Source organism: Hymenobacter sp. (assembly GCF_036387835.1).
GTDB lineage: Bacteria > Bacteroidota > Bacteroidia > Cytophagales > Hymenobacteraceae > Hymenobacter.
In genome coordinates this window covers 1-12,972 of sequence record NZ_DASVSY010000078.1, presented here as the reverse complement: position 1 = coordinate 12,972, position 12,972 = coordinate 1, and the positions used below count along the sequence as shown (strand labels likewise).

8 protein-coding genes are annotated in these 12,972 nt (G+C 57.3%); all 8 read right to left on the bottom strand.

What is annotated here, in order from left to right; all coding sequences use genetic code 11:
• Nucleotides 1-98 precede the first annotated feature (98 nt).
• The 8 genes from lysA to VF639_RS14930 all read right to left on the bottom strand — a co-directional run bounded on the left by lysA (nucleotide 99) and on the right by VF639_RS14930 (nucleotide 12,736).
• Complete coding sequence (lysA, locus tag VF639_RS14965; protein WP_331146728.1) at nucleotides 99-1,247, bottom strand: diaminopimelate decarboxylase; 1,149 nt, start codon at nucleotides 1,245-1,247, stop codon at nucleotides 99-101.
• 163 nt (nucleotides 1,248-1,410) lie between these two features.
• Nucleotides 1,411-2,799, bottom strand: a complete 1,389-nt coding sequence (locus tag VF639_RS14960; protein ID WP_331146727.1) for an aspartate kinase — start codon at nucleotides 2,797-2,799, stop codon at nucleotides 1,411-1,413.
• A gap of 442 nt (nucleotides 2,800-3,241) precedes the next feature.
• On the bottom strand, nucleotides 3,242-4,078 hold the full coding sequence (locus VF639_RS14955) for a hypothetical protein (RefSeq protein ID WP_331146726.1): 837 nt from the start codon (nucleotides 4,076-4,078) through the stop codon (nucleotides 3,242-3,244).
• Between the two features lie 45 nt (nucleotides 4,079-4,123).
• Complete coding sequence (locus VF639_RS14950; RefSeq protein WP_331146725.1) at nucleotides 4,124-4,894, bottom strand: slipin family protein; 771 nt, start codon at nucleotides 4,892-4,894, stop codon at nucleotides 4,124-4,126.
• A gap of 434 nt (nucleotides 4,895-5,328) precedes the next feature.
• A complete protein-coding gene (locus VF639_RS14945) occupies nucleotides 5,329-7,293 on the bottom strand; it encodes a RagB/SusD family nutrient uptake outer membrane protein (protein ID WP_331146724.1) in 1,965 nt (654 codons plus the stop codon).
• A gap of 28 nt (nucleotides 7,294-7,321) precedes the next feature.
• Nucleotides 7,322-10,489 carry a SusC/RagA family TonB-linked outer membrane protein gene (locus tag VF639_RS14940; RefSeq protein WP_331146723.1) on the bottom strand — a complete coding sequence of 1,056 codons (3,168 nt, stop codon included), beginning with the start codon at nucleotides 10,487-10,489 and terminating at the stop codon, nucleotides 7,322-7,324.
• 332 nt (nucleotides 10,490-10,821) lie between these two features.
• Nucleotides 10,822-11,364 carry a hypothetical protein gene (locus VF639_RS14935; protein WP_331146722.1) on the bottom strand — a complete coding sequence of 181 codons (543 nt, stop codon included), beginning with the start codon at nucleotides 11,362-11,364 and terminating at the stop codon, nucleotides 10,822-10,824.
• Nucleotides 11,365-11,377: 13 nt separating this feature from the next.
• Nucleotides 11,378-12,736 carry a M20/M25/M40 family metallo-hydrolase gene (locus VF639_RS14930; protein WP_331146721.1) on the bottom strand — a complete coding sequence of 453 codons (1,359 nt, stop codon included), beginning with the start codon at nucleotides 12,734-12,736 and terminating at the stop codon, nucleotides 11,378-11,380.
• Between the last annotated feature and the right edge of the window lie 236 nt (nucleotides 12,737-12,972).

The window sequence follows — 12,972 nt, the reverse complement described above, 5'->3', positions numbered from 1 at the left end:
GCAAGAAATACCAGGAAGGCCAGCAACGCCATAAAGGCTAATTCCTTTCGCTTTATTTCTACAAACCTGAAGTTTCTCTGCGGTAAGTTCAAGTACAATTACTCGCTTACGTATACGGCGGCGGCTTTCTCGCGCAGGTTGTACCCCGACGACATCACCTCCCCGTAAGCACCCGCCGAGCGAATAGCCACCAGGTCGCCGCGTTGCGTTTCGGGCAGCACCACCGCTTTGCGGAAGGTATCCGACGACTCGCAGATGGGGCCTACCACGTCGTAGAGCTGCTCGGGGGCGTGGCTGCTTAGGTTCTGGATGTGGTGGTAGCTGCCGTAGAGAGCGGGGCGCATCAACTCGGTCATGCCCGCGTCGAGGATGGCGAAGTTGGTTTGCTGACTTTGCTTTACGTAGAGCACCTTGCTGATTAGCGTACCGCACTGCGCCACCACGGCCCGGCCAAGCTCTACGTGTACCCGCTGGCCCGGCCGCCGAATCAGGTGCTTTTCAAACATCGAGAAGTAGCCCTCGAAATCGGGGATGGACTGCTCGTCGGGTAACTCGTAGTTGATGCCGAGGCCGCCCCCTACGTTAAGGTGCGGGAGGTCGTGGCCTTGCGCACTGAGGGCCGTTTGCAGCTCGTTGAGCCGCTCACTGAGCTTGGCGAAAACCTCTAGGTTGGTGATTTGAGAGCCAATGTGCGCGTGCAAACCAACTAGCTCCAGGTTTGGCAACAAACCAAGATGTGCCACCACGCCCGGCAGATCCGTCAAACTAATGCCGAATTTATTGGCTGCCAACCCCGTCGTGATGTGCGGGTGCGTGTAAGCGTCCACGTTCGGATTCACGCGCAGGGCAATGCGCGCCTTGCGGTTTTGGGCGCCCGCCAAAGCATCCAACACCGCCAGTTCCTCCGCCGATTCGGCGTTGAAGCACCAGATATCGGCGGCCAGCGCCAAGTTGATTTCCGCATCCGACTTGCCCACACCGGCAAACACAATATGGTCGGGAGCAAAACCGGCGTCTAAGGCCCGTTGCACTTCGCCGCCGCTCACGCAGTCGGCCCCGAGGCCTAGGTTCCTGATGCGCTCCAGCACCGGTAAGTTGGCATTGGCTTTCAGGGCGTAATGCACCTGGAAGTTGCGCGGCTCTGCGGCTTGCTGCAAGGCCGCTAGGGTCCGGTCGAGCAGGGCTAGGTCGTAATGATAGAAAGGGGTAGGCTGCGCCAGGAGCGCCGGAGAAAGTTGAAAAGACATAAAAAGAAAAAGCGCTTTGCTGGTTACCTCACTTCCTCTCAACACTGCTGTTAGCTACTAGCTCTTAGCTGATACCTGCTAGCGGTGTTGATGAGTTAAAAGGCAATTATTCTCAGAGCAGAAGCTGGGGCGAAAAACAATGAAAGTTGAAATGTAGAAGCAACTAGCTACCAGCTAGCAGCTTTTTTAAAGCTAATTCACCCTCTGTTTTAGAGAAGGTGCTAGGAGGTGCGGTCCGAAACAAACCGTCGTTCAAAGCCCGCAGCGCCTGCACCTTATCGGCGGTGTGTACCAGAACGCTGATGTTGTTGGGCGAGCCGCCGTAGGAAATCATGCGCATCGGAAGGTCTTTCAGCGCCTCGAAAACCCGGTAGGCCGAGCCGTGGTTGGCCTGCACCAAATTACCCACCAGGCAAATAATAGTTTGCTGCTCGTCTACCTCCACGGTACCAAAGCGGCGAAGCTCCTCCAGAATCTGCGGTAGGTGCGTGGCGTTGTCGATGGTGAGCGAAACGGCCACTTCCGAGGTGGTAATCATGTCGATAGACGTGCGGTACCGCTCGAATACCTCGAACAGGTTGCGCAGAAAGCCGTGCGCCAGCAGCATCCGGCTCGACTTCACGTTGATGGCCGTGATACCATCTTTGGCCGCTACGGCTTTGATTGCCTCCTGGCCGGTTTTACTGGAAATGAGCGTACCGGGCGCTTTGGGCTGCATGGTGTTCAGCAGCCGGACGGGGATGCCATACTGGCGCGCGGGCAGTACCGAGCTTGGGTGGAGGATTTTCGCCCCGAAATACGCCAGCTCGGCCGCTTCATCGAACGACAATTCGCGCAGCGGATATGTGTTTGGCACCACGCGCGGGTCGTTGTTGTGCAAGCCGTCGATGTCGGTCCAGATTTGGATTTCGGTGGCATCGGTGGCGGCCCCAATCAGGGAAGCCGAGTAGTCGGAGCCGCCGCGCTTGAGGTTGTCGATGTGGCCTTGGGCGTTGCGGCAGATGTAGCCCTGCGTGACAAACAGCTGCAACTCGGGGTGCAGGGCGAGCTGCGCCGCCAGGTGCTCCCGAATGTAAGGGGCGTCGGGCTCGTCGTCGGCATCGAGGCGCATGAAATCCAGGGCGGGCAACAGCACCGCCTCGCGCTGTAGAATGCCAGTGTAGTATTGATGAAACAGATACGTGCTCAGCAACTCGCCCTGCGCCAAGATTACCCGCTCGCCCGACGCCGACAGGGGCTGACGGGTGAGGTCGAAGATGGCGCGGAAAATAGAATCCAGCTGCTTGAGGGCGGCGGCGGCCACTGTCTCGTCAGGCAGCAGCTCGCGGGCCACCATGTGATAGTCCTGCCGCATGATTTCGATGCGCGAGGTGGCCGCCGTCAGGTCGCCGTCGTGGAGGAGCCGCGTTATTTGCACCAACGTATTGGTGGTGCCGCTCATGGCCGATAGCACCACAATGCGCCGCAACTCGGGCGCGTAAATCAACTCGGCTACATCGCGCATCCGCTGCACCGACCCGACGGACGTGCCGCCAAACTTGAGAACTTTCATACTAGTGAAGAACGAAATACGAAGGCAAAACAGCAAAAAAAGCGCCGGCCCTAAGAGGACCGGCGCAGTAAGTTCAGTAGCAACAGCGTGCAAGGAACAGCAACGACGGTCAGGCCGGAATCCGTTTCTTGCATTTCTTGATAACTACGCACACGCCTTCAGCACCAGCGGAAGCTGATGGCAAGGAAGGCAAAAGGAAGCGGTGGGCGCAGGTCATGAGGAATAATCTTGGGCTAACGACCAGATTTGAGGCTGCAAGTAAAAGCATAAGCAGCAATTTTCCGCATAGCAGAAAAAACTCCAAGACTTTACCCGCCTCATCGAGTGCTTATCCAACCGGGTGGTTGTCCTTCCGACATTCCTCTCGCCGCTGGAGGCGCGGAATCGGAATGTCGGAGAGACAGCCGCTATGCCACGGCAGCTATGCCCAACCAAGTTGAAATCAGTAGTGATAATACTCACGCAACTCAAAGCCATCGGTGGTTTGATGTGGCTGCAACTCCCGGAGCAAATAGTATTTGTGAAAGTAGCCCGTCAGAACCACGATGCGCCGGGCCTGCTGCTGACGCACAAAAGCAAGAATATGGGCGGCCATGGCGCGGTTGCGGGTGTCCCAAAATTCGGTGTTGAGTTGATAAAAAGCATGGTAGGCAGCCAGTTCGGGGCGGGCCTGCACCACGGCGTTGAGGCGCTGATACTGGTACTGCTGGCGCCGCGCCGCCAGGCGGTACACAGCCGGCTGATTGATAACATACGCCGATTGGTGCGACACAACGGCCAGTGAATCAGTGAGGGCATAGTAGGTATCGAGCACCGTGCCCTGCTCTGAGGTTAGGCGGCGCAGCTCATAAAGTTTATCGAGCAGGGCCATTACCTCAGCGGGCTTGGTTGTGATGCCGTGGCGACGGTGGTACTCGTTGCGGCCTTCGTAGTCGAAGGGGCGCATGCGCACTTTGCGGTGCTGGCGCCGGTACTGCGCAATGCCGAGGCCCTCGTTCTCGCGGGGCGCATTCTTTAGCTCGAGCATAGGCGTAAAAAACGAGCTGTCCAGTTCCACCAGAATCAAATCGGGCTGTATCCGCTCTAGTATCTGCGCTACGGAGTCGGGGTTGAAGTTGCGCCCCGGCTGATGAATAGTGCCAACGATAATAACCTGCGTAGCGGGCTGCTGGGCGTTGCTTTGGAAGGCAATCAGGAGGGCAAGACCTACCAGGAAAATAAGCTGCATCAGGATGGCGTCAGACCGAACTTGTTGGGTAGCAAAATAAGCTGATTCCACACCAGTCGGAGCGCAACCCTGCGTAAGGGTTGCGCTCCGGTTAAGTTAGCTGGGCTGCTGCATTGCTGGTACTGCCATGGCCGCCAAGCCCTTAGCCGCGTGGCTGAACTCCGACGGAATCAATACCACGGTGGTAGTATTGTTGTCGATGCCGATTTCGGAAATCATCTGCATCCGGCGCAACTCCAGGGCCATGGGGCTGGCTTCCATTTGCTTGGCGCCCTGCGTGAGCTTGATGCTGGCTTCCAACTCGGCTTCGGCCTTGATGATGCGGGCCCGCTTCTCCCGAATGGCCTCGGCTTCGCGCGCCATGGCCCGCTGCATAGACTCTGGAATTTCCACGTCTTTGATTTCCACCAGCTCAATTTTCACGCCCCAAGGCTCGGTAGCCGTATCCACCAGCTGGAGCAGCGTGGCGTTGATTTGCTGGCGCCCACGCAGCACTTCATCTAATTGGTGCTGCCCAATGATGTTGCGCAGCGCCGTAACGGCCAGCTGGTATACAGCCTGGTTGTAGTTGGCTACTTTGATAACGGCTGCGGCCGGGTCAATCACCTTAAACCAGAGCACGGCATTCACCTTGATGGTGACGCTGTCTTTAGTAATGGTTTCCTGCTGCTCCAGGTCCACAGTTTTGGTGCGGATATCCAGCGTCTGCTGCCGCTCGATGAAGGGAATAATCCAGTACAGCCCCGGTCCGCGGGTGCCCGTAAACCGCCCTAGCCGGAACACAATGGCCCGCTCGTATTCCTGCGCAATACGAATGCCGAGCAACAGGAAGCCGATAATAACAAGAACAACAGCAAGAAAGGACATGGCAGTAAAAGAAAAAAATGGATAAGGAACCGGCTTACAAACAGGCCGCGCCTACCACGCTACAAAGCGGGTGCCGACTAAGCGTCTGTTCGTACTGACCAGGACGCATAGTAAGAATGGTGTGCTAAGTGCCGCCTCGTTTTCACCGCTTAACGTCCTTCTAAAGCACTGAGGGCCTATTTTCTCTTAAGCACTGGTGGTAAGCCGTCCATTCTTTTCTTACACACCGGGGTAGCTAGGTGTTATCAGGTATAAAGCACCCTACCATTTTGGTTGGGTCGCTTGTCGTTTTGAAAGGCGCTACCACCTAACTGGAACGGCAGAGCCCGTAACAAAGAGGGGCGAGCCAAGTGGCCCGCCCCTCTTTGTTACGGGCTCTGCGAAGAGTCATGCTAGTAGCCGAAAGCAGCTTAAAGTAGCTTTAGGCTATTCGATTAGTAGCCAGGATTCTGTTCGTCGATGCGCTCTTGGTTGGTGAGCGGCTGGCCATTGCGGAAGATGCGCTCTAAGTGGGTCTGTGGAATAGGCCGCAGCTTGAATTTAGGATCGGTAGCGCCTGCGGCATCAGGGTTGAAAAGAGGCGCACGCAGCTGTAGCGTCTCGGTGCGAACCAAGTCTTCCCAGCGGTGCAACTCACCTAGCAATTCACGAGTGCGCTCATTCAGGATGAAGTGAATAAAACGCTGCTCTGTGGTAGTTACCGAACTCGGATAAAGTTCTTTGGGGTCGTTGGTGGTGAAGTTGGTTAGCCGGGCCGTAATGGCCGGATACGAGTTGGTAACGTCGCCGCGGGTGCCGCCTTCTACGCGCCAATTCACCGAGGGCTTCACTTCACCGGCTTTGTAAGCAGCCCGCTGACGCAGCACGTTCACGTATTCCAAGGCCTTGGTGTAGTTGCCTTTGCGGCCATAGGCTTCTGCCGCAATCAGATATGTTTCGCCAGTACGGGCCAGCAGACCATCCTTGGTACCGGCTTCTTCGGCGGCGCTAGGCCGGTACGGGTCGGTGTGCTTGATGAGCTGCGGAAACTTGTTGCGCAGGGCCAGCGTGCCGGTTGGGTCGTAGGCCCCCGTCACCACGGTGCCTGCGGCGTTGCGGATGAAGCGGGCAAAAATCTTGTAGCGTGAGCGGTTGATTTGCGCCTGCGGAACCGGGTTTTCGCGGGTGTTGACGATGACATAGACCGCCGTATCGTTGATAGCGAACTTCGGCTGACCTACTTGCGCTGGCGTAGGCGCATCGGCGGCCGTCCAGCGGGGGTAGCTGGCGGCACTGGTGTTGTTGGCAATCCAGGCCGTTTTCATCGTCTTATAGAAGCGCGAGTCATTGCGCCGATCAAAGATGTCCATGGCGTAATTGGTGGGCATCAGGCGGCGGAAAGGCCGGTCATTGAGCACATCGCGGGTCATACCCGGCTCGTTGTCGTACTGCAGCGTGAAGTAGGAGTGTACCCGGTTGCCGAAACGACCAGATAAAGTCACGATGTTGTTGAACTGCGCCGAGAAGAGGACTTCGCGGTTGGTTTGCGCCGCCACGCTGTTGGTATAGGTAGCGGGGTTAGCAAGGGAAAAAGGAGCGGTGGGAGAGTTAGCTACATCGAACAGATCGGCGTAATTAGTGGCCAGCGGGTTGCGGTTCGAGGTAATGACCTGGTCGGCGTAGTAGGCGGCGCTGTCCATGTCGGTAGGCTTCTGGCCACGTACGTCGGTTACGGCGCTGCCGCGCGTCAGATACACCTTAGCCAAGTAGTGCAGGGCGGCATTCTTGGTGGCCCGGCCGAAATCCGGCGTGGTTGGGGCCAGGTTATCAGACGCGAATTTCAGGTCGGAGATGATGGTACGGTATACATCCGGTACGGGGGTGCGGGTGTAATCCAGCTTCACGCCCTCGGTGGGCTCCAGTAGCAGCGGAATAGCGCCGTACTGCTGCACCAGCTGGAAGTAGTAGTAGGCCCGCAGGAAGCGCAACTCGGCCAAGCGCTGGGTTTTCTGCGCGTCAGTGCGCAGCGTGGTGGTGCCTTGGATGCCAGGAATCCGGGCAATGCCGATGTTGCAGCGGTTGATGCCGTCGTAGTCGGCTGTCCAGACGCCATCGACGAACCCATCCGAAGAGTTCAGGCGGCTATCGTAGCGGTTCCACCACTCGACGTTGATCTGGTCGGCACTCGTCATTTCATCTACGCCATAGTTGAACATGGCGAAGGAATGCTCAAGAGCAAATTTATAGCGGGTTTGCTCGTAGCTGGATTTCACCAAATCTTCCAAGCCCTGCTCGGTGCTGAAGTAGTCGTTGGTAAGCGTGGAAACCAGTTCTTCTTCTAAGTAGTCTTTGCACGAGCCCAGCCCGAGTCCCATCAGGACGGTCAGGGAGGCAATGCGTACGGTACGGGTAATTTTCATGTGGTTAGGCAATTGAAAAAGTCCTGAATCAGAATCCTACGCGCAAGCCGAACACGAGGCTTTTGGTGCCCAGGTTCCGGGCCTGTGCCCGTTCGCCGGAAGTGGTTCCAACGTCGGTAGCTTCGGGGTCGAGGCCTTTGAACTTGGTGAACAGGAAGGGGTTCACGGCATTGGCGTACACGCTCAGGTTACTCATCTTCACTTTCGAGCTGATGGCCTGCGGTACGGTGTAGGTGAGCGAGATATTGCGCACCCGAACAAAGCTGCCGTTCACAAAGGCATAGCCTTCGTTGTTGCGGGCTTCGGCTTTGTAAGTAGGCCGCGGGAATTCGTTGGTGGGATTATTCGGCGTCCAGTAGTTCACTTGCTGGCTTTGGAACACGCCGCTCAAACCTGGCGTAATACCGGTAGCCACCAACTGGCCCACGCGGGCGTATACCAAGAAGCTCAGCTCGAAGCCTTTGTAGGTGAGCGTGTTGTTCACGCTGCCCGTCCATTTCGGCCGGTTCGAGCCCCGTATCACGTAGTCGTTGGCGTTGATGATGTTGTCACCGTTCTGGTCAACCACTTTGATGTCGCCGGGTACCAAGCCGTACACTTTGGCGGCATCCGCTTCGTCGAGTTGCCAGATGCCCACGTTTTGGTAGCTGTAGTACACACCAAGCGGCTGCCCGATAAACCAGCGGTTGCCGATGTCGTCTTGCGCGCCGGAAGCCAGCTTCACAAATTCCTCTTTGTTGCGGGTATAGATGAAGTCGGTAGCCCAGCGGAAGCCGCCGGCCGTTTCCACGTTGATGGTGGTCAGGCTGGTTTCGATACCGCTGTTACGCGTCTCCCCAATGTTTTGCAAGATGTTGGCCACCCCGCCCGCCGTGGGTAAGCCGCGCGGCAGCAGCAGGTCGGTGGTGTTGGCGCGGTACACTTCCACCGAACCACTTATCCGGTTCTGGAACAAGCCGAAGTCCAAGCCCAAGTTGATAGTCGAAGTCCGCTCCCACTGCAACTCCGGGTTGGGAATACCACCGAGCGTGTTAGGCAACGTACCGGGCGTGGGCGAGTAGCCGTAGGCCGGGGTTTCGTTGAAGGCGTAGGAGGAACGCTGCAGGGTGCCACCCGTGGTGTAGGGGTCCACAGAAGCCTGACCCACGGTACCGTAACCGCCGCGTATTTTCAACTCATTAACTGCCTCCACGTTGCGCAAGAAGCTTTCCTGCTGCACTTTCCAGGCCAAGGCAACCGAGGGAAAGAAGCTCCACTTGTTGCCCGGGGCCAGTACCGAGGCGCCGTCGGCGCGGCCGGTGGCCGTCAGCACGTAGCGGTCCAGGAAGCTGTAGTTGATGCGGCCCATCCATGAGGCCAGGGTGCGCTTGGAAAAGCCGGTGCCGAAGCCGTTGGCCGCCGCCTGATACGTCGAACCCAGGTTGTACCACTTCTGGCTGTCGTAAGGCAAGTTCACGGCGCTGATCGACGAGCTTTCGCTGCGGTCGGCCTGCACGCTTTGCAGGGCTGTGATGCCGAGGCTATGGTTTTCGTTGATCTGCTTGTCGTAGAACAACAGGTTTTCCACCACGTAGGTGAAGTTCTGGCCTTGGTCGTACTGCGCGAAGGACGTGGAGTTGGGGCCGCCGGCATCCCGGGCAATAGCCCGCGCCGACTGGAAGATACCCGTCCGGTTGTTGCGGAAGTCAGGCCCTACGTTGAGGCGGTAACGCAGCCCTTCCACGGGGAGCTTCACTTCGCCATAAAAGCTGCCGAAGAAGCGGGTTACGCGCCGCTCGTTGAAGGCGTTTTCGGCTTCACGCAGCGGGTTGTAAATAGTGGATACGAAGGCCGGGCTGACAATAAATGTCCCGTCGGGCGCATACGGGGTTGCGTACGGAATCTGGCCGGTGGCGCGGCCGTAGATGTCAGGGCCGTAGTTCTGCACTGACAAGCTGGCGTTGGTAGAAGCGCCCAGCGTGACGATGTTATTGACTTTGTAGTCAAGGGTTACGCGGGCGTTGTAGCGCGTGAAATCCTGACCTTTCTGAATGCCTTCCTGGTTGAGGTAGCCCACCGACATCGAGGCCCGCAGCTTTTCGTTGCCGCCGCTAGCGCTGATTTGGTGGTTTTGAGTCAGGGCGGTGCGCAAGGCCAGCTTCTGCCAGTCGGTGGTGCGCACCTTGCTAGGGTCATAAATCGGAATCTCGGTGACGTTGGCCCCGTAGAGTGCGCGCTCTGCCTCGGTGGTTGGGCGCTTAGCCACCACCCGGTTTTCGCGGTCTATCCACTCGTAGCCGTCGGCAATGCCTTCCCAAGCGTTGAGGTCCACTGCGCCGAACAGATTGAAATCCAGGGTTGGGTCAGCGTAGCGGGGTGCGTAGGCATTGGTGTTACGGTTGGCTTCGCGCTGCAATTCCAAGAACTCACCGCCGTTGAACAGGTCCAGCGTGCGTGAGGCCTTGTCGATGCTGAAGTAGTTGTTGTAGTTGAGCGTGAACTTGCCTTCCTGCCCGCGCTTGGTGGTCACAATCACGACGCCGTTGGCCCCGCGCGAACCGTAGATGGCCGTAGCCGAAGCGTCCTTTAGCACTTCCACCGACTGAATATCCTGCGGGTTGAAGTCGTTGAGGCCCGTGCCCTGCGCCAGCGGAATGCCGTCTACCACGTACAGCGGCTCGTTGGACGCCCGGATGGAGCGGTTGCCCCGGATACGGATAGCGGGCGTTTCGCCGGGGCGGAAGTTGCCGCCGGCCACGTCCACACCCGCCGCCCGGCCTTGCAAGGCCTGCGTCAGGTTTTGGGTGGTTACCTGCTGAATCTGCTCTTCCGAAACCGACGACAAAGCGCCCGTTACATCGCTCTTTTTCTGGGAGCCGTAGCCCACTACCACCACTTCTTGCAGCGCCTTGGTATCGGTGCCCAGCACAATAGATACTTCGGAACGTCCATCAATCGGCACCTCCTGCGTGGTATAGCCAATAAACGAGAAAACCAGCGTCCCCTGACGGTTCGGTACGTTCAGTGAAAAACCACCATCGGCCCCGGTTGCTGTGCCTGTGGTGCTGCCTTTCAATACAACCGTTACGCCAGGAAGAGGTGCTTTGGTGTCGTCAGCGGTGATTTTGCCGGTTATCGTCTGGGCCATTGCGGCCGGTGCTACCAGCAAAGCCACTACGGCAGGAAGTTGCCGGGTCAAGCCATAAAGCTTCTGCATAAGACTGTGGGATTTACAGTGAATTCCACAGAAAGGACTTTATAAAATTTCTTGGCTCCGTCCCGCACTCTCCTGCTTGCAAATGGTTTCAAAATCAAGGCCAACATTGCGGTTGTGCGCAGCAGGGCAGTGGCTAGCTACCTTGATGCCAGCTTCTCTTGCGCCTGAAAACCCGCCAATACCCGGCTGCCGGCTGCGTCTATGGCTTCGGATGCAACAGCCTGTTTTCCTGCGAGGGCCAGTTGCGAGTGAATCACCCCGTTCCAAAACCGGCCCGGCTGCATGAAGCAACCGGGCCGGTTTTGGAACAAGTAATTTGGTAGCGTGTGGAGTCAGATATACCGATGAATAATGTCTGTACGACAACCCAACCGCGCTTCGAAAGCTGCTATAAAGACATCGGTAAATTCCGGCCAGTTCCAGAAGGTGAACCCTAGATTGCTAAAGCCCCAGGCGGGAGTAAACTCATATAAGTGAATGTCACTTGCTATCTCACATTGTGGACAAGCAAGAGTATCATCTTCGCCCGTAGCCCAGGAGGTAAAAAAATCCAGATTGAGGCTGCTAATATCCGCAGTGCAATGCGGGCACATGAGTCCATCCAATCCATATTGAGCAGGGTCAAAAATGCGACGGATGGTAATTAATTCCAGGCCGTTCGGTGTTTGGTTGAAGGGCAAGGAAAAGGGTTCTTTCACTATCTGCAAGGCCCCCTTTGATAAGGAGTAGCCGCCCTTTGTGCCAAGAATACAGTCCGAAACTGTTGGTTCTACTACGTCTAGGGCAACCAGCCACGCCAGTACTTCTGATGCCTTGGCCTTTGGATTGGGGTAAGACGACTGGCGGGGAACAACGGAAATACTGGAGTCACTCATGAATTACGACCAGTTACCGCACCGGCTTGGGTAGTGCCGGCAAGCTCTCGTGGCCTTGGGCATCGACGGATACTACTCCAAATATGAAGTTGTCTTTGCTGTGGGGCAGGTTGGCTTTGGTGTCCGTCACGAAAAACTTCTGCTGCCACTCCGGGGCGGTGGTTTCACGCATCAGCACGTAGAAGCCCGCTGGCTTTTCGCCGGCTTTGGGGGCTTCCCATTGCAGCTCGGTGCGGTTGGAGAGGTTAGCCGTGAGCACGCCTACATTCTCGGGGGCGGCGGGGGCCAGGGCCAGGTTGGCCAGCGTGGCCAGGTTGACGCCGGTGTTATGCCGCAGGTAAGCGAAGTCCATAAACTTGGCGTGGTCGCCGTATTCCTCGCCGTTTTCGGTGCGCAAATCCTGGTGCTGATGGCGGAAGTCCTCGTTCATTTCCGAGAAGCGCACCGCCGTGAAGCCCTGCTGATTGAACGGCGTATGGTCGCCGCCGCGCAGAAACCGGTCGGGGCGATACTCCAGCACTACCTCGTGGCCGGATACGTACTGCTTGGTGGTGGTGCGGATGTAGCGGGCCAGCTGGCGGCTCGGCGAGTCGTTTTCCGAGGAAAGCGTGCGGCGCAAGCGAGCTTCTTCGGGTGTTTCGTTGGCGGGCACGCCTTCGCTGAACACGCGTAGTTGGGTGGTGTTCTTGAGTTCGGGGTCGTGGCCGGTGGAGTTACCCATGATGTCGTTGTTGAGCATGGCCACCAGATTCCAGTTTTCCGTTTTGGCGCGTTTGGCCATGTGGGTCGAGCCGTAGAGGCCCTGCTCTTCGCCCTGCACCGCCACGAAAATGATGGTAGCCGGAAACTGCTGCTTGCTCATTATCCGCGCCAGCTCCATGACGGCCACGGTGCCCGAGCCGTCGTCGTTGGCGCCTGGCGCGTCGGCCGTAGCGTTCATCACATCGGTAACGCGCGAGTCGATGTGTCCGCTTACCACAAAGATGCGCTTGTCGGCGGGGTCGGTGCCGGGCAGCGTAGCCATGACGTTGGCCATGAGCACGGGCCGGTTGATGCGGCGCCCGTCAGGCTTAATGGTGAAGGTGTCTTGTTCCACTTTCAACCGCCCGCCGCTGGCTTTGCTGTATTTCTTGAACTCGTCTTCCACCCAATTACGGGCAGCACCAATGCCGCGCTTCTTGCTTTTAGTGTCCGATAAGGTGTGGCGCGTGCCGAAGCTTACCAGCTTGTCGATATCGTCGCGCAGGTTCTTTTCCGACACCTCTTCCACCATTTTCGTGATGAGTGGGTCGGGGGTAGTGGTTGGTTGGTTTTGGGCGAAAGCAGAAGCCGTAAGGCCAAGCGTAAGCAGAAAAAGAGTGGAACGAAGCATTCGTAGTTGATTGATTAGAGTCGGGAGCAGAGACATGCAAAAGCACTTAGCCGTTGCGGACGCCTTGCAATGTAACGCCAACCGGAATTTATAGCACTTTTATTAAAGGATATGATCTGTTTTTGCCAATATGATAGCAAAACTCCCGCTTCGCAACAAGCACGGAAAGTATTGCTATTGTTTGCACAAGCAGTTTCAGAACGAGGTAGAGACGCGACACTTGGCTGCGCCGACCT